This window comes from Solirhodobacter sp., from assembly GCF_964715405.1.
In genome coordinates, this window is the sequence record NZ_CBAICG010000018.1 from 44660 (window position 1) to 66345 (window position 21686).

Annotated in this window: 20 protein-coding genes and 1 pseudogene; 10 read left to right on the forward strand and 11 right to left on the reverse strand. The window is 68.6% G+C overall.

The features are described from left to right. Window positions 1-70 precede the first annotated feature (70 nt). The 5 genes from AC11WY_RS09975 to AC11WY_RS09995 form a co-directional block, all read right to left on the reverse strand. Window positions 71-1555, reverse strand: a complete 1485-nt coding sequence (locus tag AC11WY_RS09975; RefSeq protein ID WP_482924948.1) for an ArnT family glycosyltransferase — start codon at window positions 1553-1555, stop codon at window positions 71-73. 331 nt (window positions 1556-1886) lie between these two features. Beyond that, window positions 1887-2843, reverse strand: a complete 957-nt coding sequence (locus AC11WY_RS09980) for a sugar kinase (RefSeq protein ID WP_482924950.1) — start codon at window positions 2841-2843, stop codon at window positions 1887-1889. Next, window positions 2840-4105 (reverse strand): mannitol dehydrogenase family protein, encoded by a 1266-nt coding sequence (locus AC11WY_RS09985; RefSeq protein WP_482924952.1) that lies wholly within the window; start codon window positions 4103-4105, stop codon window positions 2840-2842. Before AC11WY_RS09985 ends, AC11WY_RS09980 begins: the two co-directional genes overlap by 4 nt. 1 nt (window position 4106) lies before the next feature. Further along, window positions 4107-5495: a glucuronate isomerase gene (gene uxaC, locus AC11WY_RS09990; RefSeq protein ID WP_482924954.1), complete on the reverse strand. Its 1389-nt coding sequence runs from the start codon at window positions 5493-5495 to the stop codon at window positions 4107-4109. Window positions 5496-5502: 7 nt separating this feature from the next. Beyond that, window positions 5503-6255: a GntR family transcriptional regulator gene (locus AC11WY_RS09995; protein WP_482924956.1), complete on the reverse strand. Its 753-nt coding sequence runs from the start codon at window positions 6253-6255 to the stop codon at window positions 5503-5505. 110 nt (window positions 6256-6365) lie between these two features. Between AC11WY_RS09995 and AC11WY_RS10000 the strand changes: the two genes are divergently transcribed. From AC11WY_RS10000 to uxuA, 7 genes and pseudogenes are all read left to right on the forward strand, one after another. After that, window positions 6366-7430 carry a Gfo/Idh/MocA family protein gene (locus AC11WY_RS10000; RefSeq protein ID WP_482924958.1) on the forward strand — a complete coding sequence of 355 codons (1065 nt, stop codon included), beginning with the start codon at window positions 6366-6368 and terminating at the stop codon, window positions 7428-7430. Beyond that, a complete protein-coding gene (locus AC11WY_RS10005; RefSeq protein WP_482924960.1) occupies window positions 7427-8443 on the forward strand; it encodes a Gfo/Idh/MocA family protein in 1017 nt (338 codons plus the stop codon). The genes AC11WY_RS10000 and AC11WY_RS10005 overlap by 4 nt, the downstream gene beginning before the upstream one ends. Continuing rightward, a complete protein-coding gene (locus tag AC11WY_RS10010) occupies window positions 8440-8781 on the forward strand; it encodes a Gfo/Idh/MocA family oxidoreductase (protein WP_482924962.1) in 342 nt (113 codons plus the stop codon). Before AC11WY_RS10005 ends, AC11WY_RS10010 begins: the two co-directional genes overlap by 4 nt. A gap of 49 nt (window positions 8782-8830) precedes the next feature. Beyond that, window positions 8831-9283, forward strand: a complete 453-nt coding sequence (locus AC11WY_RS10015) for a hypothetical protein (protein ID WP_482924964.1) — start codon at window positions 8831-8833, stop codon at window positions 9281-9283. A 46-nt stretch (window positions 9284-9329) separates the two neighbouring features. Next, on the forward strand, window positions 9330-9569 hold the full coding sequence (locus AC11WY_RS10020; RefSeq protein ID WP_482924966.1) for a hypothetical protein: 240 nt from the start codon (window positions 9330-9332) through the stop codon (window positions 9567-9569). 151 nt (window positions 9570-9720) lie between these two features. Continuing rightward, window positions 9721-10199: pseudogene (locus tag AC11WY_RS10025) on the forward strand (ATP-binding cassette domain-containing protein). Then, window positions 10196-11395 (forward strand): mannonate dehydratase, encoded by a 1200-nt coding sequence (gene uxuA, locus AC11WY_RS10030; RefSeq protein WP_482924968.1) that lies wholly within the window; start codon window positions 10196-10198, stop codon window positions 11393-11395. Before AC11WY_RS10025 ends, uxuA begins: the two are co-directional and overlap by 4 nt. Window positions 11396-11467: 72 nt before the next feature. On the opposite strand, the gene AC11WY_RS10035 is transcribed toward uxuA, so the two are convergent. From AC11WY_RS10035 to AC11WY_RS10060, 6 genes are all read right to left on the reverse strand, one after another. Next, window positions 11468-11713 (reverse strand): MoaD/ThiS family protein, encoded by a 246-nt coding sequence (locus AC11WY_RS10035; RefSeq protein WP_482924970.1) that lies wholly within the window; start codon window positions 11711-11713, stop codon window positions 11468-11470. 1 nt (window position 11714) lies between these two features. After that, window positions 11715-13961 carry a xanthine dehydrogenase family protein molybdopterin-binding subunit gene (locus tag AC11WY_RS10040; RefSeq protein ID WP_482924972.1) on the reverse strand — a complete coding sequence of 749 codons (2247 nt, stop codon included), beginning with the start codon at window positions 13959-13961 and terminating at the stop codon, window positions 11715-11717. A 1-nt stretch (window position 13962) separates the two neighbouring features. Continuing rightward, on the reverse strand, window positions 13963-14436 hold the full coding sequence (locus AC11WY_RS10045) for a (2Fe-2S)-binding protein (protein WP_482924974.1): 474 nt from the start codon (window positions 14434-14436) through the stop codon (window positions 13963-13965). Further along, window positions 14433-15296 (reverse strand): FAD binding domain-containing protein, encoded by an 864-nt coding sequence (locus AC11WY_RS10050; RefSeq protein WP_482924976.1) that lies wholly within the window; start codon window positions 15294-15296, stop codon window positions 14433-14435. The genes AC11WY_RS10045 and AC11WY_RS10050 overlap by 4 nt, the downstream gene beginning before the upstream one ends. A 192-nt stretch (window positions 15297-15488) precedes the next feature. After that, entirely contained in the window at window positions 15489-16886 is a 1398-nt protein-coding gene (locus tag AC11WY_RS10055) for a hypothetical protein (RefSeq protein WP_482924978.1), read from the reverse strand. 193 nt (window positions 16887-17079) lie between these two features. Continuing rightward, the gene (locus AC11WY_RS10060) at window positions 17080-18696 is read right to left on the reverse strand and encodes a fatty acid--CoA ligase (protein ID WP_482924980.1); all 1617 of its coding nucleotides are present in this window, start codon (window positions 18694-18696) and stop codon (window positions 17080-17082) included. A 176-nt stretch (window positions 18697-18872) separates the two neighbouring features. Here AC11WY_RS10060 and AC11WY_RS10065 point away from each other — a divergent pair, with 176 nt between their 5' ends. The 3 genes from AC11WY_RS10065 to AC11WY_RS10075 all read left to right on the forward strand — a co-directional run. Beyond that, window positions 18873-20912, forward strand: a complete 2040-nt coding sequence (locus tag AC11WY_RS10065; protein WP_482924982.1) for an oxidoreductase — start codon at window positions 18873-18875, stop codon at window positions 20910-20912. A gap of 117 nt (window positions 20913-21029) precedes the next feature. Beyond that, window positions 21030-21398, forward strand: coding sequence for a hypothetical protein (locus AC11WY_RS10070; RefSeq protein ID WP_482924984.1), 369 nt, complete (start codon window positions 21030-21032; stop codon window positions 21396-21398). 77 nt (window positions 21399-21475) lie between these two features. Then, a partial coding sequence (locus AC11WY_RS10075) for a transposase (protein WP_482924986.1) occupies window positions 21476-21686 on the forward strand: 211 nt, incomplete at its 3' end.

Sequence of the window (21686 nt, forward strand, 5' to 3'; positions counted from 1 at the left end):
GGGCTCGGCAACGGACGCGCGGCGGCGCGATGTGCCGACCGCGCGGGCAGCCGGTTTCGCGGGACTCCGATCACGCGCCGGGTTGGATCCTGAGCTTGATCGCGATGATGCGGAAATGGTCCTGCGTTCCGCGCCGCAACGGGATTTGCTCGGGGGTGGAGGCGTCGGGGTCCAACCGGCTTGCGAGGGCGATCAGCTTGTCTTGCCGGTCCGCCGCGTCTGATGCGTCAACAATGCTCAACAGCACGCCCGACCCTGCCGCATGCGCGCCCGCAAGGTAGGCGAAATGATGCGCGGCGCCCGGAAAGACCCGCACCGGAATGCGATCGTCGACGGCGGCGGCAATGTATCCCGCCTGAATCCAGTTCTCCGTCACCAGCACATCCGCACCCACGAGAACGCCGCTGCGGATCAGTGTCGCGCGCAGTTCGGTGAGCGAGACGTTCGGCGCGGTCCGGTCCCAGGCGGGATCGTGATCCGGGAACCGCGCCAGCCAGCCGGTGGCCAGATGCGTCGCCACCACCAGCAGCACCGCATAAAGGCCCGCCGCCGTGATGAAATTCCACGCCCTGGCGCGGCGGAAGGCACCGTCCGACAGGCGCACTCCGATCAGGGGGATCAGACATATCCAGCCGGGCATCGACCAATGCGGCAGCGTGTCCTTGCTGAGCAGATAGATCAGGTTGAACATCAGGATCGGCCCGAGGGCGATCAGGACGACCAGCCGACGCTCGGGCGCGACCCAGTTTCGACGGTCGATCACCTCGCGGATCGACCACACCAGGACGAAGGGCAGCAGATAGAGCGTCTGCCCCAGGGCCATCAGGGCGAAATTCGTGGAAGACGGGCCGTTGTCGGCACGCCCGGTCTGAAACCGGAACGATGCCCAATCATGCCCCATGTTCCAGATGATCACCGGCAGCAGGCCAAGCAGCGACACGAAAACGGCCACATAGAAGCCCGGTGTGGCGAACCACCTTCGCCCCCTCGGCGTGCTGGCCATCCAGAGCAGAAGCGAGATCGGGATCAGACCCGCCTGATATTTCGAACAGAACGCGAGGGCCAGCGTGCCCCCCCCGGCCACCCAGAGCGGCAGTCGCGGGGTTTCCGACGTCGCGATGCGAACCAGAACGAGCAGGGTCGCCAGCGTGAAGACATCAAGGGGCGCATCCGGCAGGATGAAGATCCCCGAGAATGCGAGCGTCGGGGTCAATGCGCCAAGGCCGGCAGCCCAAAGGCCCGCGCGCGCGCCGCCCAATTCGCGGCCGATCAGAAAGAGAAGCCAGACGCTCAGCGTGCCCAGGAGCAGCGAGGGCACACGGTAGGCAAGCGCCGAGTCGGCCCCCAGTTTCTCGGCGATGGCGGGCAGCCAGAAGCCAAGCGGCGGATGGTCGAAAAAGCTGAGCGAGAAGCTTCGCCCCACGGCGATGGCATAAGCCTCGTCCGTGATGATCGGCGTGATGGCCGCGAAGATCACCCGTCCGACCAGCGACGCCCCGAGGATGAGCCAGAGCACGCGCGGGACAGGCAGGTTTCGGCTGGCGGCGATTGTCATGGTGCCCGCCAAAAGACGATTGGGCCAGCGGACACGACGGCAGATGCGGCCGCCCGCGGTGCCCGCATGCCCCCGGCGCTGGTCAACCGGCTGACGAACCTTGCAGCGATGATCTCGATGGCGACACCCGAACGAACGACATGTGACGATGACCCGCGACGGCGGAATGCCCCCGGTCAGCCGCCCTGCGACCGATCCGGGATACGCGAGAGTGCTGGCGCCGTCCATCTTGCTTCACCGCGACGCAAGCACTCGGAACCCCGATGAATTGCCCGCGCGGGGCCGCAGGCCTTTCGGCGCTTCGCCCGCCAAGGTGTTGTTGTTTCAATTCTCAAATGCGAGAAGGGTCACGACTCGGCGGGCCGACCACCTGTTCCCGGAACGCGCCGCGAAAGCCGACGACCTCGCGCGCCAGCGCGTGACCGGCGGCGAGGGCGGCTTGCGTCGCCTGCCCGGTCAACCGCGCCGCGAGGAAGCCCGCGTTGAAGCTGTCACCGGCAGCGGTGGTATCCACGACCTGCACGGCGGGCGGGTAGTGGCCGGGCGCAACGGCGGGATCAAGTGCCATTGGCCCGCGCGGACCCCGCTTCAGCGCGCCATCGCCCAGACCGTAGCCGCGCAGGCGGGCCAGCGTGGCGGCCTCCTCCGTTTCGCCGAACAGCGCCTGTTCGTCGTCGACCGAGGGCAGGCCGATGTCGGTCAGGCGCCAGAACCGCGCGATCCAGTCCCGCCCTTCCGCCGCCGAGGGCCAGAGCCGCGGGCGCCAGTTCGAATCGAAGGCGATCCGGGTGCCGGTGGCGCGCAGGGCGGCAAGGCGGTCGGCCAACGCGCCGCGCACCGCGGGCGGCAGGATCGCCAGCGTGATCGCCGAGAGGTAGATCAGGTCGAAACCGTCAAGGGCGGCAAAGCCGTCGGGGCCCTGGAACAATTGCCGCGCGGCCGAGGCGTCGCGCCAGTAATGAAAGCTGCGCTCGCCGGCCGCGTCGGTGGTGATGGCATAAAGGCCGGGCAGCCGCGCCGGATCGCGGGCGATGCGGGCGGTGTCGATCCCTTCGGTGGCCATGAAGGCCAGCGCGGCGTCGGAAAACGGATCGGTGCCCAGCGCGGTGACGTAGGAGACGCGGCCCGCAGCGCCCAAAGCCCGTTGCAGGTAGATCGCGGTGTTCAGCGTGTCCCCGGCATAGGCGATGCGCGGCTCGCTCGGGCCGGGGCCGCGAAAGCTGAGCTCGATCATCGCCTCGCCGATGCAGGCGATGCGGAGCGGGCCGGAATGTCGTGTGAAGATCATTGCGCAAACCCTTCGGAAAGCTTCGTAATCGCGGTGACGGCCCGCGCATCGAGGGGCGCTCCCAACAGCGCCAGAAGACCCCCGACCGGGTCGGTGGCCCGCGCCGCGTCGGCAATCGCGGCGGCCTTCGGGTCGTTCAGCACACGGCCCGCCGCCACCTCGCGCCGCGCGAAGGCGACCCAGGCGGCCAGCGCGGCCAGCGCATGGGGCGCGCCTTGCCCCTGCGCGGCGCGGGCGGCGATCACCGGCAAGATGCGCACCGGCAGTTTCACCGAGCCGTCCATCGCGATCTGGCGCAGCTCGTGGCGCAGCGCGGGGTTGGCAAAGCGGTCGATCAGTGCTGCGGCATAGGCGGGCGCGTCGGCCACCACCGCTTCGGGCAGGGTCGTCATCGCCTCGGCCATCAGCCCCGTCGCCGCCGCGCGCACCACCGGATCGGCGATCGCCTCGTACACAAAGCTGTGGCCGCGCACTTGGCCAAGATAGGCGATCAGCGAGTGCGGGCCGTTCAGCATCCGCAGCTTGCGCATTTCATAGGGCGCGACCTCGGTCACGAAGCGCGCCGCCCAGGCCGGGCGCGGGGCGCAGAACCGATCCTCGATCACCCAATCGGTGAAGGTTTCCGTCGCCACCGGCGCGGCATCGGCGCGGCCGGTGGCGGCCAGCACCTCGGCCTTCAGCGCCTCGGTGGTGGCGGGGGTGATGCGGTCCACCATGCTGTCGGGGAAAGTGACCTCGCCCAGCCTCAGCCCGGCCCGCGCGGCAAAGGCCGCAACCGCCGCGCCCAGCTTGGCGCCGTTGCCGGAAAGGTTGTCGCAACTCAGCACCGTCACGGGAGTCTGACGCCGCGCCAGCCCGCGCGCCAGATAGCCCACCAGCGTCGCGGGCGCGCCGCCCGCCAGATCGGCGACGATCGCCGGATCGGCGACGTCCAGCCGCCCGGCGGCATCCAGGTGATAGCCCTTCTCGGTCACCGTCACCGTGATCACGCCGACGCCCGGATCGGCGAGCGCGGCCAGCACCGCCTCGGGGTCTTCCGGGGCCACCAGCACACGGTCGATCACCGTCAGCCAGTCATGGCGCGCACCCACAGCCCCGCGCGTGACCAGCGTATAACCGTTGCCCTGCCCCGCCATCGCGTCGCGCAAGGTGGGGCTGCGCAGCGATACCGCCGTGATCGCCCAGCCGCCCGCCTGCGCGGTGTACCAGGCCTGATGCGCGCGGTGGAAGTTGCCCAGGCCGATGTGGACGATCCGCCCCATCTCAGGCCCCCAGCCGGTAGGTTTCCACCGCCAGATCACGCGACAGCCGCCGCGCCAGCCGGTCGGCATCGGCCCGGCCAAAGAGGCCGCGCGCCACCTGATCGGCCAGATGCAGGCTGACCGCGCGGCGCCACAGGTCGTGCCGCGCCGGGATCGACAGGAAGGCCCGCGTGTCGTCGTTGAACCCGGCGAGGTTCTCGTAGCCCGCCGTTTCCACCACGGCGTCGAGATAGCGGCGGATGCCCATCGGGCTGTCGTGGAACCACCACGGCGGCCCCAGCCGCAGTGCGGGCCAGTGCCCCGCCATCGGCGCCAACTCGCGCGCGTGGCTGCTTTCGTCCAGCGTGAAGGCGATCACCGTCAGGTCGGCCTCGTTGCCGACCCGGTTCAACAGCCCGTCAAGGCCGCCGACCCAATCGGTGCGTTGCGGAATGTCGGCGCCCATGTCGCGTCCCTGCGCGGCCAGCAGCGCGCGGTTGGTGTTGCGCCGCGCGCCGACATGCAGTTGCATCACAAGGCCGTCGTCCACCGACATCTGCGCCATCTCGACCAGCAGGTGCCCGTAAAGTCGCGCCGCCTGCGCCCGGTCCAGCTTGCCCGCAAGCGCCTTGCCGAACAGCCGCTTCGCCTCGCCCTTGTCGAGCCATTCGGTCGTCAGGTCGAGCACGGCGTGGTCGGTGGCGGTCGCCCCCATCGCCTTGAACGCCGCGCGGCGCCGCCGCAGCGCCTCGAGGTAGCCTTTCAGCGTTCCGGTGTCGCAGCCGGTCATCGCCCCCAGCGCGGCCACGTTGGCGGCAAAGCCGGGCGTCTGTGGGTCGAGCACCGCATCGGGCCGGAAGGTCGGGATCACCCGGCCCGGCCAGCCACTGGCCCGGATCGCCGCATGAGACTCCAGCGGGTCGAGCGCGCTGTCGGTGGTGGCCAGTGTCGTGATGCCGAACCTTTGGAACAGCGCACGGGGACGAAAGTCGGGCGTTTTCAGCGCGGCGTCGATCCGGTCGTAGATCGCATCGGCGTTGGCGGGCGTCAGCCGCTCCGACACGCCGAACAGATGGTGCAGCACATGCGCCCACCACAAATGGCTGGGCGCGCCGAGAAAGAGGGACCAGTGCTGCGCCAGAAGCCGGAAGATCGCCCGCCCGTCGCGCGCTTCGGGCGGCACGCCGATCCCCAGCGCCGCCAGCGGCACGCCGCGGCTGTAGAGCATCCGGAAAACGTAGTGATCCGGCACGATCAGCAGCGTTGCGGGGTCCGCAAAGGCCGCATCCTGCGCGAACCACGCCGGGTCGCAATGGCCGTGCGGCGAGACGATGGGCAGCGCGCGCACCCCCTCATAGATCGCCTGCGCCGCGGCGGGCAGGGCAAGGACGGCATCGGGGGCGTCGGTCATGGCGGCCTCAGTCGAAATAGCTGGCGTGGCTGACGGTCAGATCGGCCAGCACCAGAAGGATCGAGCGCAGGTGGGTCTGCGTCGTGCCGATCGCCAGCTTCATGTCGCGGGCGCGCAGCGCGTCGAAAATCTGGCAGTGCTGAATCTGCAGCGTGTCGAGGTGGTCGTGGTCGCGCAAGGACAGCACGCGCAGCCGGTCGATCTGCATCTTCTCATGTTCCAGCACATGCGCCACGCGCGGATAGCCGGTGGCACGGGCGAGCTTGAGGTGAAAGAGGTCATCCTCGGCCTGAAAGGCCGGATCGTCGTCGGCGTCGATCGCCTCCTGCTGGCGGATCAGGCATTGCGTCAGGTCGGCCTCGACCGCCGCCGACATGCCGGTCTCGACGATGCGCGCGACGGTTGCCACCTCCAGCGCCTCGCGCAGAAAGCGCGCCTCGCGAATCTTGTCGGCGTTCAGCTTGGTGACGAAATTGCCCCGGCTCGGGATCGTCATCACCAGCCCCGCGTCGCGCAACTGGGCCAGCGCCTCGCGCACCGGGGTGCGGCTGGCGCCGAAGCGGGCGCCGATCTCTGATTCCGAGATGATGCAGCCGGGCGTCAGGTCCATGCGCAGGATCGCCACCTTGAGGGCCAGGAAAATCTGATTGCCCGCGGGTCGCGTCAGGTCGACCCTGGGCACCTGAAGGCGGCTGACCTCGGGCGGCGACAGTTCGCGGGACGACTCTCGGGATGGGGCGGAAACAGGGGACGTGGACATTGGCGGCCTCTTCGAGTCTTTCCTGTATACCGGTATCCTAAGCGTTTACAACCGGTATACCGGTCTGCTCATGCAAAGATCAAGGGCGGGAATCGCGACGGGAGGATGGGATGAAGGCGGCACTGATCGGGCTCGGGATGGTCGCCGACACGCATGTCGAGGCGATCGCCGCCACCGAGGGGCGCATCGGCCTTGCCGGGGTCTGCGCGCGCCACCCCGATGGCGCCGCGCGCTTTGCCCAGCGCGTCGCGCCGACCCTGCAAAGCGTGCCGCAAGTCTATGTCAGCGCAGCCGAAATCGCCGCCGACCCGGAGGTGGATTTCGTCATCCTCGCCACCCCGCCCGATGCGCGGGCCGAGGCGGTGGCGATCCTTGCCGCGGCGGGCAAACCGATCCTGATGGAAAAGCCCCTCGAGCGCACCGCCGCGGCGGCGACCGCCTTGGTCGAAACCTGCGAACGCGCCGGGGTGCCGCTGGGCATCGTGCTGCAACACCGGATGCGCGCTTCGGTGCACAGGCTGTCGGCCCTGCTGGCCGAAGGCGCGCTGGGTGAGCTTGGCCTGGTGGAGATTGCCGTGCCGTGGTGGCGGCCGCAAAGCTACTACGACCAGCCCGGCCGCGGCACCTATGCGCGCGACGGCGGCGGTGTGCTGATCTCGCAGGCGATCCACACGCTCGACCTTGCGCTGAGCTTTGCCGGGCCGGTGGCGCGGGTGCAGGCGATGGCGCGCACCACCCGGCTGCACCGGATGGAGGCCGAGGATACCGTCACCGCCGGGCTCGACTTCGCCAGCGGCGCGGTGGGCAGCCTGTTCGCCACCACCGCCAGTCCCCCCGGCAGCGCCGAAACGATCACGCTGCACGGCACCAGAGGCTCGGCCCGGCTGATCGCGGATCGGCTGGAACTGAGCTGGCGCGACGGCAGTACGGAAACCTTCGGGCACGGCGACGGCACCGGCGGGGGCACCGGCGACGGCGACGATCCGATGGCCTTCACCCATGCCTGGCATCAGGCGATCCTCGAAGACTTCGCCGCCGCGATCACCCAAGGCCGCCCGCCCGCCGTTCCGGGCCGCGCCGCCCTGCCCGTTCATCACCTCATCGAAGCCCTCGTGACCTCGTCCGCCGAGGGCCGCGCCATCGACCTGCCCACCGACCTGCCGGAGAGACCATGACCCGCCCGCTCCGCTTTGCCGCCCTCGGCATCGACCACAGCCACATCTTCGGAATGGCGCAGAACATGATCGACGCCGGGGCCGATTTCGTCGGCTGGTGGACGGAAGGGACGCCCGACACGCTCGACAGTTTCGTGGGGCGGTTCCCCGAGGTGCCGCGCGTCGCCTCGAAGGAAGACATCTTCGCCGATGACGGCATCGACCTGATCCTGATCGCCGCCATTCCCGCCGACCGCGCCGCGCTGTCGATCGCCGCGATGCAGGCGGGCAAGGACGTGATGAGCGACAAGCCGGGCTGCGTCACGCTGGATCAACTCGCCGCGCTGAGGGCCGCGCAGGCCGAAACTGGCCGGATCTGGTCGGTCGACTTCTCGGAACGCTTCGAGGTGCCCGCCGTCACCCGCACCGCCGAACTGGTCGCGGCGGGCGCGATCGGCCGCGTCGTGCAGACGCTGGGCATCGGGCCGCACCGGCTGAACCGGGCGATCCGGCCGGAATGGTTCTTCCGGCGCGAGGCTTGCGGCGGCATCCTCACCGACATCGGCAGCCACCAGGTCGACCAGTTCCTGTTCTTCACCGGCTCGACCGACGCCACCGTGGAATGGGCGACGGTCGCCAACCACGCCAACCCCGAAACCCCCGGCCTGCAGGACTTCGGCGAGATCGTGCTGCGGTCGGACAAGGGCCACGGCTACATCCGGGTGGACTGGTACACCCCCGATGCGCTGCCGACCTGGGGCGACGGGCGGCTGACCATCCTCGGCACCGAAGGCTATATCGAGTTGCGCAAATACGTCGATGTCGGCGGCACCGAGGGCACCGACCACCTGATCCTGGTGAACGGCAGCCGGTGCGAGAAAATCCAGTGCGCCGACGCGGGCCTGCCCTACTTCGCCCGGCTGATGACCGACATCCGCGAGCGCCGCGAAACCGCGATGCCGCAGGCCCATGCCTTCAAGGTGATGGAACTGGCGATCACCGCGCAGGGGCTGGCCGAGGCGGAGGGGCGATGATCCGCGTTGCCATCCTGGGCGCCGGGATCGGGCGCAAGCATCTCGACGGCTACCGCGCCCTGCCCGGCCGCTACCGGGTCGCGGCGCCGGTCGATCTGGATACCACGCGGGCGCGGGCGGTGGCGGGCAAGCATGTGATCTGCGAAAAGCCGCTGGTCGCCTCGCTGGCCGATGCGGACCGGCTGCTGGCGGCCGCGAAGGCCGCGGGCAAGCGGCTGACGCCAACCCCGACATCACCGTCACGACGGATCTGGTGCCCGACACGGCGACCCTCGAAACCCTGCCGGTGGAACTGGCGGCGGGCACCGGCCCCGACCTTGCCAAGGTCACCGACCTAGGGTTGCGCAAGGATTCCCCCAATCTCACGCCCTATGTGGATGCGGCCCATTGGGAAAAGAACTTCGGCAAGACGCGGGACTGGTATCGGGCGGCCCCGATGACCACGACATCTGCGGGTTGCACAGCCCGTTGACGATCACCGGCGCCGATCTCAACAAGACGCTGTTCGATCTGGCCAAGGTGCCGGTTCCGGGCGCTCGCGCGACCTGGGTCGGCGCCACCAAGGAATTCATCAGCGGCGACATGGCGTTCCACGACTCCGGCAGTTGGCAGGTGCAGAAGTTCGCCAGCCAGATCGGCACCCCCATCAACCGGGAGGTGATCCCGGCACCCTGCGGCCCGGCGGAGGCCTTTGCCTATCGGGGCTATGGCAACAACCGCGCGATGTTCAACATCGCCGTCACCCGGCTGACGCAGGTCATCGTGGGCGAGATGAAGCTGAACGATGCACTGGCCCGCGCGACGGACGACCTGAAACAGGCGCTGGCCGCCGCGAACTGACGCCGGGCCGGGGCGGCGCCTTGCACCCCGCCCGGTTGCGCCCCATGTGCGGCAGATCGTGCGGCTTCCCGGCTACCCCGACCCGCCGCCGGTCTTTCACCTCACGCAAGGCGACCTGGCCGGGCAGGACGTGGCGCAGGTACGCCGGATCGGCCTGGTCGCCCAGGTCGTGCAACGCGATGTGCCCGCGACCATCGTCAAGGTGCCGATCGGCGATCGCGTGCCGGTGGAACATCTGGCCCAAAATCACTTCGCCACCGGCATCGCCGCGACCGGCGGGAAATAGGGAGACCTCGCATGGCCGATCCGGACCTTCGCGGAGTCACCAAAAGCTACGGCGCGATGCAGGTCATCAAGGGGGTCGACCTGAAGGTGGCCGAGGCGAGTTCTGCGTCTTCGTCGGCCCCTCCGGCTGTGGCAAGTCCACGCTCCTGCGGATGATCTCGGGGCTCTCGAAAACCTGCGCGCGACCAAGGCCGACATCGCGGCCCGCGTCACCGCCACCACCCGGATGCTGCAGATCGACATGCTGCCGGACCGGAGCCCGAAAGACCGGTCGGGCGGTCAGTGTCAGCGCGTCGCGATCGGCAGCGCCGTGGTGCGTGAACCGCGCGTGTTCCTGTTCGACCAGCCGCCGTCGAACCTCGATGCCGAACTCCGGGTCGAGATGCTGACGATGCCCGACAAGATCGCCGTGCCGCGCGGCCGGCGGCCGGAACAGTTCGGCAGCCCGCTCGACCTTTACAACGCGCCCGCGAACGCCTTCGTCGCGGGCCTCATCGGCAGCCCCCGGATGAACTTCTTCGTCGGCCGCGTCAGCAAGGGCGCCGAGGTCACGCTTGCCATCGACCCCGCCGAGGCGCATCTCTTCTCCGCCAAGACCACCCGCAGCCTGCGCAAGGGAGAGCCGTCATGAAACAGACCTGGCGCTGGTTCGGCCCGCACGACACCGTGAGCGTCGACGAAATGTTGCAGGCCGGTGTGCAGGGCGTGGTCAGCGCCCTGCATCACCTTTCGCCCGGAATCGTCTGGCCCATTGCGGAAATCCGCAAACGGCAGGCGCAGATCGCGAGCCGCCAGGATGGCTCGCCCTCCGGCCTCGGCTGGGACGTGGTGGAAAGCCTGGTGGTGTCCGAGATGATCAAGACCAAGGGCGCCGCCTGCGCCGACCATATCGCGGCGTGGACGGCGTCGCTCGAGAACCTCGCCGCCTGCGGCATCACCACGGTCTGCTACAACTTCATGCCGGTGCTCGACTGGACCCGCACGCGGCTGCGCGCGCCGATGCCGCACGGCGGCACCGCGATGCTGTTCGACCTCGTCGATTTCGCCACCTTCGACATCCACCTGCTCGCCCGGTCCGGCGCCGCCGAGGACCACGGGCCCGAGATTGCCAAGGCCGCCGCCGCCCGCTTCGCCGCGATGGACGCCGCCGCCTGCCGCGCCCTGCGCGACAACATCGTGGCCGGTCTGCCCGGCGCCAACGACAGCTGGACGCTGGATCAGATCCGCGACCTGCTGGCCACCTACGCCCCGATCACCCGCGACACCCTCGCCCAAAACCTCATCGACTTCCTCGCCGAAGTCATTCCCACGGCAGAGAAATTCGGAATGCGCCTCTGCTGCCACCCGGACGACCCGCCGTTCCCGCTGATGGGCCTGCCCCGCGTCATGTCCACCGAAGCCGATTTCGCCCGCACCCTCGCCGCCATCGACAGCCCCGCCAACGGCGCGACGTTCTGCACCGGCTCGTTCGGCGTCGCCCCCGGCTTCGATGCGCCCGGCTTCGTGCAGCGCCACGGCCCGCGCATCCACTTCGCCCACCTGCGCAACACCACCCGCATCGCGCCCGCCACCGCCACCCGCACCAGCTTCTACGAGGCCGCCCACCTCGAAGGCGACACCGACATGGTCGCCGTGATCCGCGCCCTGCTGGCCGAAGAACGCCGCCGCGCCGCCGAGGGCCGCCCCGACGCGCAGATCCCGATGCGCCCCGACCACGGGCAGGACATCCTCGACGACCTGCACCGAAACTCCATGCCCGGCTACCCGCTGATCGGCCGGATGCGTGGGCTCGCCGAACTGCGGGGTGTCATGGCCGCGCTGGCCTGACCCCCTTCTTCCGTTCGAAAATATCCTCGGGGGGTGTGGGGGGCAGAGAGCCCCCCACGGTCGGCCAGAGGCTCAACCGCCCGTCATATAGGGCATCAGCACCACTTCGCTGTCGGGCCGGATCGGCGCGAACCAGGCCTCGCGGTAGATCCGCCCGTCCAGCGCCATGGAAACGCCGCGCTCGATCTGCGGGCGAAGGCCGGGATAGGCCTCCGCCAGCTTGTCGAGCACTTCCTTGAAGGTGCGGGCGTCCAGTTCGACCTCGGCCTGCCCGTCGGTGTGAGTCCGCAAAGACCCCCAGAGCAGCACCTTGACCATCCTACGCCTGCGCGGCCCGGATCGCCTTCAGAACACGCGGCGGCGACATCGGCAGTTCCTGCATCCTGACCCCGATCGCGCGCGAAACCGCGTTGGAAATCGCGGCGAGCGGCGGCACGATCGGCGTTTCACCGACGCCGCGCACGCCGTAGGGGTGGCCGGGGTTCGGAATCTCGAGGATCACGGTGTCGATGTTGGGCAGGTCCGAGGCTACCGGAATCCGGTAGTCGAGGAAGCCCGCGTTCTGCAACCTTCCGTCCTTGCCGTAGATGTATTCCTCGTTCAGCGCCCAGCCGATGCCCTGCACCGCGCCGCCCTGCATCTGGCCCTCGACATAGTCCGGATGCACCGCCTTGCCCGCGTCCTGGAACACAGTGTAGCGCAGCACCTTGGTGGCGCCAGTTTCGGAATCCACCTCAAGATCAACCAGATGCACGCCGAAGCTGACGCCCGCGCCATCAACGTTCACCTCATGGTGCCCGGCGATCGGGCCGCCGGTCTGGAATGACACAGCGGCGATGTCGGCCAGCGTCATCGGCGGGAACTGCCCGGCGTTCGGCCCGGCCGGATGGGCCGCGCCATCGCGCCATTCCACCGCGTCCTCGTCGATGCCCCAGATCTTCGCGGCACGGGCGCACATCTTGCCGATCGCGTCGCGCGCCGCCTTGATCGTCGCCAGCCCGACCGAGAAGGTCACCCGGCTGCCGTCGGTCACGTCATTGTAGCCCAGCGTCGAGGTGTCGGCGATGATCGTGCGCACCTTGTCGTAGCCGATGCCCAGTTCTTCCGCCGCCATCAGGCTGATCGACGCGCGGCTGCCGCCGATATCGGGGTTGCCCTCAGTCACGCCCACGGTGCCGTCGGTGTTGACGTTCAACGACACGCAGGTGTTGCCGCCGAAGTTGAACCAGAACCCGCAGGACAGCCCGCGCGCCTGACCCGGCGCCAGCGGCGCGGTGTAGTGCGGGTGCGCCTGCGCAGCCTCCAGCGTCGCCAGCAGGCCGATATCGTCGAAGGTCGGCCCGTAAGACGACCTCGTGCCCTTGTGCGCCGCGTTCTTGATGCGCACGGCGAGCGGGTCAAGGGTCAGCGCAAGACAGAGTTCGTCCACCACGCTTTCCACCGCATAGATCGCCTGCGGCGCGCCAGGCGCCCGATAAGCCGCCTCTTTCGGCCGGTTTGTCAAGGCGTTCCAGCCCGTTGTTCGCACCGCCTCAAGGTCGTAGCAGGCAAAGGCCGCCTGCGCGCCCATGTCGACCGTGCCGCAGGGATAGGCACCGCCCGAGTAGCGCAGCGTCGCCTCGCCCGCCGTGATGCGACCGTCCTTGGTCATGCCGATCTTCACGTCGATCGAGGTCGACACCGTCGGCCCGGTCGCCTTGAACACCTCGTCGCGCGTCATCACCAGCTTGACCGGCTTGCCGGTCTTGCGCGACAGCGCCAGCGCCACCGGCTCGATGAACACCGTGGTCTTGCCGCCGAAGCCTCCACCGATCTCGGACGCGGATACGCGCAACTGGCTCGCCTCCATCCCCAGCAGGGTCGCGCAGATGGTGCGCACGTTGAACTGGCCCTGGGTGCAGCACCACAGATCGGCCTTGCCATCGGCGGTCATCGAGGCCAGGCAGGCGTGCGGCTCGATATAGCCCTGATGGGTCGCGGCGGTCTTGAAGCTGCGCGCGATCACCAGATCAGCTTTGGCGAAACCGGCAACCATGTCGCCGTGGCCGAATTCGCAAGAATGGGTGACATTCGCGCCCATGCCCGCAGGCACCGATTCCACCGCGCGGCCGGACTGCACCACCGGCGCTTCGGCCCGCATCGCGGCGTCGACGTCGGTGACGTGCGGCAGCACCTCGTAGGTCACCTTGATCAGCTTCAGCGCCGCCGCCGCCACCGCCGGGCTGATCGCCGCCACCGCCGCCACCGCGTGGCCGTCATACAGCACCTTGTCGCGGGCCATCACGTTCACCGCAATGTCGGCGAAGAAGTCATCGTCCGGCAAGGCAAAATCGGCGCTGGTGACAATGCCCTTCACGCCCGGCAGCGCGGCGGCTTCGGTGGTGTCGATCGACACGATCCGGGCGTGGGCGTGGGGCGAGCGCAGGATGCGCGCCGTCAGCATCCCCGGCGCCGAGACATCGGCGCCGTAAAGCGCGCGGCCTGTCACCTTGTCGATCCCATCGGGGCGCGGCGGCCGGGTGCCGACCTGCTTGAACTGCCGTTTTACCTGTGAATCGAAGGCCATATCACGCACTCCTCATCTGGGCCGCAGCGGATCGCACCGCACGGACGATCTTGTCATAGCCGGTGCAGCGGCACAGGTTGCCCGCCAGCCAGTAGCGCACCTCTTCGTCCGTCGGGTCAGGGTTCTTGTCCAAGAGCGCCTTGGCCGCGACCAGAATGCCCGGCGTGCAAATCCCGCATTGCAGCGCGGCATGGTCCAGGAAGGCCTGCTGCAACGGGTGCAGCCTGTCGGCCGTCGCCAGCCCCTCGACGGTGCCGATCTCGGCCCCTTCGGCCTCCACCGCAAGCACGAGGCAGGAACAGACCAGCCGCCCGTTCAGCGTGACCGAGCAAGCGCCGCAATCGCCGGTGCCGCAGCCCTCCTTGCTGCCGGTGAGGCCAAGGCGGCCGCGCAGCGCGTCCAGCAGTGACTCTTCGGGGGTGCAGATGAAGTCGACGGCGTCGCCATTGACGGTCGTGGAAACGGAAATGCTCATGCCTGGCCTCCGGCGCGGGTATAGGCGATGCGGGCAGCACGCTTGGCCAGCACGCCCGCCACTTCGGTGCGGAACTCGATGGTGCCGCGCTTGTCGTCGATCGGGGCACAGGCGGCGCGGCACGCGGCGGCAAGCTTGTCCAGCGCCGCGTCCTCCAGCCGGGTGCCGATGATCGCGGCGGCGGCGGCTTCGACCAGCCGCACGGTGGGGGCCACGGCGCCCAGCGCCACGCGCGCGGCGGTGACGGTGCCGCCTTCGTCCAGCGTCAGGCTGACGGCGGCGGAGGCCACGGCAATGTCCATCTCGGTGCGCGGGATGAAGCGCAGGTAGGCGTCGCCCGATCGGGCGGGGCGCGCGGGCAGGAAAATCGAGGTGATGAACTCGCCCCGTTTCAGCGCCGTCTTGCCCGGCCCGGTCGGGATCGCCGCCACCGCCACGTCGCGCGCGGCGCCCGGCCCGGCAACGCGCGCCACGGCGCAGGCCGCCACCAGCGCGGGCACGGAATCGGCGGCGGGCGAGGCGTTGCACAGGTTGCCCGCCATCGTCGCGCGGCCCTGCACCTGGGTCGAGCCGATCAGGTTCGCGGCCTCGACCACGCCCGGCCATAGCTTGCGCACCGCGGCATCCTCGCCAAGTTGCGCGCCCGACACCGCCGCGCCGATGCGGAAGCCGCCCGCCTCCGACACGATCGAGCGCAGCCCCGGCAGGGCCTTGATATCGACGACGAGGTCGGGCGCGACCATGCCGGCCTTGAGTTGCACCAGCACATCGGTGCCACCGGCAAAAATCCGGCTTAGGCCCTTTTCGGCCGTCAGAAGACGCGCGGCCTCGGCCACCGTCTGGGGTTTTTCGTAACGCATCTGGATCGGTTCCTGTCGGTAATGTCTCAGGGATCGCGGCGAGATTAGCGGCACCGGGCGCCGGGATGCAACGCCGAAGCGACATGAGATCGTCGTATCCCGTCGCTCTCGCGGCGCGAGGCCGCAGGAATGCGACGGCCCCGCCGACAATTCGTCAGCGGGGCCGGGCCACCGTGCTGTGGCGGCGGGCGATCAAAAGGCGATCACCGTGTAGACAAAGATCGTATCGTTATCGGCCGCGTTATGCCCGGCGCCGTCAAAGTTCGAGGTGCCGCCATAAAGCTCCAGGTAGTGGGTGTATTTCACCCCGAACTTCACGTTGCCCTTAGGATCCCAGGCCGGCCCGCCATCCATCCACGGCGAATAGTCCGCTTCCAGCGACACCGACCGGCTGTTGGGCGAGTTGATCGCCGACGAACCGCCGTAAAGCCCCGCATCCTGCGACCCGGTCACGTTCGAGAACGCCCCGACCAGCGCCCATTTCGGCTTGTAGTATGTCACCGACAGGTCGAGCGCATTGAGGTGGTTGCTGCCGTTGGCCGCGCCGCTGAACGGCGCCGCCCCGGTGCTGCGCTGCCATTCCATCAGGTCGCGGGCCTTGAGCATCAGGCCGTAGCCGTCGCCGGAATAGTCCCATTGCGAATCCAGTCCGAAGTCCAGGTAACGGTCGTTGCCGATCTGCGTCGGGTCCGAGGGCTTCAGGTTGCCCAGCATCGCGATGGCCCCGAACATCAGCGAGCTCTTCTTGCTCAGCTTTTCGGTGTAGGTGACGCGCGCATAAGGCGCCAACCCCTTCACGTCAAAGCCCGAGCCACCGGCGCCCAGATGCGTCAGCGCGCTTTGCGACAGCCCGGTGTAGGCGCCGAACTCGGTGTAAAGGCCGTTCGCGAACATCGAATAGCCGGTCAGGCCCAGCACCTGCTGCGCCAGCAGGCCCTGCAACATCGTGCCGGGCGGCCCAAACTGCGGCGCGACCGCCGAGTCGAAGGCCGGATAGCCCCAGGCGGGCGAGGTGGCCCAGGGATCCTGCACCGTCGGGTTGTTGTTCAGGCTCAGCCCGTAGCTGGCGTCCTGCCCGAACAGCTTGCCTTGCTTGGCCAGCCGGATGTCGAGGTTGTCCCAGCTCCAGGCATGGGCATTCGGGTCATAGGTGAACTGCGCGAAGGCGCCCAGATCGCCGGTGATCTTGCCCGCATAAAGCAGGCTGACCTGATCGAGCGACAGGATGTCGTTGGTCTTGCTGGAATAGGACAGCGGCGGGGCGTCCTGCGCCTTGGCGGTGTGGGTGAAGCCGCCGATCAGCAGCGCCGTCACCGGCAGGGCCTGGCTTCCGTCCGCCGCCATGACATAGCCGTTCAACTTGAACTGGCGTCCGAAGGCGGTCAGCTCCGGGATCGAGGTGTGGCAGGCCGAGCAGTCCATCCCGGTCTGGCGCGCGAAACTCGGCACCGCCTCGGCCCGGTTGCCGCCCAGCAGCGCCCCGGCCAGCGCAACGAAGATCACCGCCAGCAGACGCAACCCGGCCCATGGCCGCGGCGCGTGACCCGAAATGCCCCCGGATCGAGGGGTCAACATAATCGTGTATCGCATGGTCTTTCCCCGTTCCATTCAATGGCGTCGACCGGACGGGGGTCAGCGATCAGACGGTCAGAGACACGGCGCCCCGGTAGACGTGCGCGCATCAGGCTCCACGTCCGCCGCAACCTCATTGATCTGGATCAGCATGCGCACACGCTGCGATCACAACGCGGTGATCGCACCGGACCGGCCACCGCTGCGGGCCCTATGCCCCGCCGTAGGTCGCCCGCATCACCTTCTTGTCGAGCTTGCCGACGCTGGTCTTGGGCAAGGCCGCGACGAACTCCACCCGCTCGGGCGCCGCCCAGGCCGACAGGTGCCCCGCCGCGATCGCCGCGGCCACCGCCGCGCGCAGGCCGACCTCGACCGTTTCGGGCCCCATGTCGGGCTTGGCGACGACGACAAGGCACGGCCGCTCGCCCCACTTGGCGTCGGGCAGGCCGATCGCGGCAACCTCGGCCACGCCCGGCGCCACGCTGGCGATGGTTTCCAGTTCCAGCGAGGAAATCCATTCCCCCCCCGACTTGATGATGTCCTTCATCCGGTCGGTGATGTGCAGCGTGCCGTTCGCGTCCAGATAGCCCACGTCGCCGGTGTGCAGGTAACCGCCCGCCCACAACGCCTCGCTGCCTTCCGGGTTCTTCAAATAGCCCTGCGTCAGCCAGGGCGCGCGCACCACGACCTCGCCGGTCGCCTTCTGCCCGCGCGGCACGTCACGCATCTGGGCATCGACTACCCGCAGTTCCACCATCGGCATCGCCAGGCCGGTGGCGGTGCGCATGTCGATATCCTCGCCCGGCCGGGCGTTCGTCATGTCCGACACGGTCAAGAGCGGGCAGGTTTCCGACATGCCATAGCCCGAATGCACGTCGATCCCGCGCGCCAGGGCCGCCTGCGCCAGCCCCTTGGGCAGCGCCGAGCCGCCGATGATCACCTTCCAGCGGCTCAGATCCACCTCGGCCGAGCCCGGCGCGTTCAGAAGCATCGTCAGGATCGTCGGCACGCAATGCGACATCGTCACGCCATGTTCGGCGATCAGCGCCAGCAGGCGGCCCGGCTCATAGCGCCCCGGATAGATCTGCTTCATCCCCAGCATCGTCGCCGCGAAGGGGAACCCCCAGCCGTGAACGTGAAAGAGCGGCGTGATCGGCATGTAGACATCGCCACGATGCGCGCCCGCCATCCCCGGCACCGGCCCGAACCCTGCCGCCAGCCCCAGCGTGTGCAGCACGATCTGGCGGTGCGAATAGGTTACCCCCTTCGGGTCGCCCGTCGTCCCCGTGGTGTAGAACAGCGTCGCCCGCGTATTCTCGTCGAAGTCCGCGAAGGCGTGATCCGGCGCCGCCGCCGCCAGCAGCGCCTCGTATTCCCCGGCGAAGGTCAGCCCCTCGGGCGCCGGGCCGGGCTGATCCTGCAGCAGGATCAGCACCACCGGCCGCGTGATGCGGTCGATCACCGAGGCCAGCAGCGGCACGAAATCGCTGTGCACCAGGATCGCGTCATCCTCGGCATGGTTGATCGTGTAGACGATCTGATCCGGCGACAGCCGCACGTTCACCGTGTGCAGCGTCGCCCCGATCATCGGCACCACAAAGAAGCTCTCGAAATAGCGGTGGCTGTCCCAGTCCATCACCGCGATCACGCTGCCCTTGCCCAGCCCCAGGGCCTCGAACACATTCGCCGCCCGCTGCAACCGCGCGTGGAACCCGGCGTAGGTGTAGCGCATCACGCCGGGATAGATGATCTCCTGCGTGGCGCGGGTCGACAGCGCCGAGTGCAGCAGTTGCTTGACCAGCAGCGGATAGGCATAGGCCTCGGACATATGGTTCCTCCCTGCCCCGTCGCGCGTCCGGCACGCGGGCTTTGCCGCAGCATGACCAAAGCCGCCGCACCGCGCAATCATGTCGGCAATGCCCCGATCAAATGTCGGTAACGGGTGCGCGCCAAGGGCCCCTGACGCGGGACACTCGCGCCAGACCCAACCCGTGGAGCCTGCCGATGTCCTCGTCCGATCCCCTGCTTCAGCCCTACCAGTTGAAGCACCTGACGCTGAAGAACCGGATCATGACCACCAGCCATGAACCCGCCTACCCCGAGAATGGGATGCCCAAGGACCGCTACCGCGCCTACCATGTCGAACGCGCCAAGGCCGGCGTGGCGATGACGATGACGGCGGGCTCGGCGGCGGTGTCGCGCGACAGCCCGCCGGTGTTCAACAACGTGCTGGCCTACAAGGACGAGGTGGTGGGCTGGATGCGCAAGCTGGCCGACGAATGCCACAACCACGGCTGCGCGGTGATGATCCAGCTCACTCACCTTGGCCGCCGCACGCACTGGAACAAGGGTGACTGGCTGCCCGCGCTGACCACCTCGCACCAGCGCGAACCGGCGCACCGGGCGTTCCCGAAGAAGATGGAAGACTGGGACATCGCCCGCATCATCACCGATTACGCCGACGCGGCGGAACGGATGAAGGACGCGGGCCTCGATGGCATCGAGCTGGAATGCTACGGCCACCTGATGGACCAGTTCATGTCACCGCTGACCAACGAAATGGACGCGCCCTGGGGCGGCAGCCTCGAAAACCGCGCCCGCTTCGCGCTCGAAGTGCTCGCCGCGATCCGCCAGCGCACCGGCGAGAATTTCCTCGTCGGGGTGCGCTACACCGCCGACGAAACCGCCCCCGGCGGCATCACCACCGAAGAAGGCATCGCCATCGGCCACCTGTTCAAGGCGTCCGGCAATGTCGATTTCCTCAACATCATCCGCGGCCAGATCCAGACCGACCCGGCGATGACCGACGTGATCCCGGTGCAGGGCATGAAATCCGCCCCCCACCTCGACTTCGCGGGCCGCATCCGGGCCGAGGTCGGCCTGCCCACCTTCCACGCCAGCCGCATCCCCGACGTCGCGACCGCGCGCCATGCCATCGCCGCGGGCCTGCTCGACATGGTCGGCATGACCCGCGCCCACATGGCCGATCCCCACATCGTGCGCAAGATCGTCGAGGGGCGCGAGCAGGACATCCGCCCCTGCGTCGGCGCCACCTATTGCCTCGACCGCATCTATCAGGCCGGTGACGCGCTCTGCATGCACAACGCCGCCACCGGGCGCGAACTGACGATGCCGCACACGATCCCCCCCGCCGCCACAAAGCGCCGCGTGGTGATCGTCGGCGCCGGGCCCGCGGGACTGGAGGCCGCCCGCGTCGCCGCCGAACGCGGCCACCGCGTCACCGTCTTCGAGGCCGCCAGCCAGCCCGGCGGCCAGGTCCGCCTGACCGCCCGCACCCCGCGGCGGCGCGAGATGATCGGCCTGGTCGACTGGCGCATGGCGCAATGCGCCGCCCGCGGCGTCGAATTCCGCTTCGACACCTGGGCCGAGGCGCAGGACGTGCTGGCCGAAACCCCCGACGTAGTCATCATCGCCACCGGCGGCCTGCCCCACACCGAGGTGCTGGACACCGGCAACGACCTCGTGGTCTCCAGTTGGGACATCCTCTCGGGCGACGTCAAACCCGGCCAGAACGTGCTGATCTACGACGACGCGGGCGACCACGCCGCGCTGCAGGCCGCCGAGATCATCGCCGCGACCGGCGCGCAGGTCGAGATCATGACCCCCGACCGCAGCTTCGCCCCCGACGTGATGGCGATGAACCTCGTGCCCTACATGCGGTCGCTGCAGGGTCGCGATGTCACCTTCACCGTCACCTACCGGCTTACGGCGGTGGAACGCGCGGGCAACGGCCTGATGGCGGTGATCGGCTCCGATTACAAACCGCTTGCCGAACGCCGCGCCTTCGACCAGATCGTGGTGAACCACGGCACCCTGCCGCTTGACGATCTCTACTTCGCGCTCAAGCCGCTTGCCACCAATCGCGGCGAGGTCGACCACGGCGCGCTGATCGAGGGCCGCCCGCAGACCATCGCCACCAATCCCGCGGGCCGGTTCCGGCTCTTCCGCATCGGTGACGCCGTCGCCGCCCGCAACACCCATGCCGCGATCTACGACGCGCTGCGCCTGCTGAAGGACATCTGACCGCCGCCCGGAAAAACGCGCCTCTCCCCTTCACATTGGCCCAAATATCCGGAGTTATGTATCAAGCGCACCACCGGAAACCTACACCTAACGCGCTGACGCCGCTAGTCTTTCCGCATGTTGGACAAGACGATAGACAGTGCCTTGCAGAACCTGCGCCGGAACCTGATCCGCAATGGCGGTGACGGGCTGGAGCATGTCGAGGCGTTGATGCGGATCAGGGGCATGGAGTTCAAGCGCGTGCTGACCCGCAAGCGCGGTGCTGCCGCCAAGCGCGGGCAGATGCGCCGGATAGTGCTAGCGATCTTGTTCGACGGGCCTAAGCGCATGTGCGAGCTTGTGCCGATGGTGCATGCGGCACGGCCAGACATTGAGGCTGCGGCGGCTTACCAGCGGACGGGACAGGTGCTGGTCAATCTCAAGCTGGATGGTCTTGTAGTGCGAGATGGTAGGGTGTGGGGGTTATCCACGCGCTACTACGTATAGCTATGGGAACGTCTGAAAAACCTCCCGCTTTCGGCGTGATCTGGTAGACTTGGGCAAGCCTCCAGGGAGCCCTGCCGATGTCGAAACAGCCCGCCTTTCCCGGTCTTCGCGACGCGATGAAGAAGAAGCAGACACGGCGGGAGCAGTTCCTGGCGGAGATGGATGCGGTGGTGCCATGGGGTCGCCTTATGGCGCTGATCGCGCCGCATTACCCCAAGGCCGGGCCGAAGGGTGGCCGCCCACCGATGCCGCTGGAGAGGATGCTGCGGGTTTACTTTCTCCAGAACT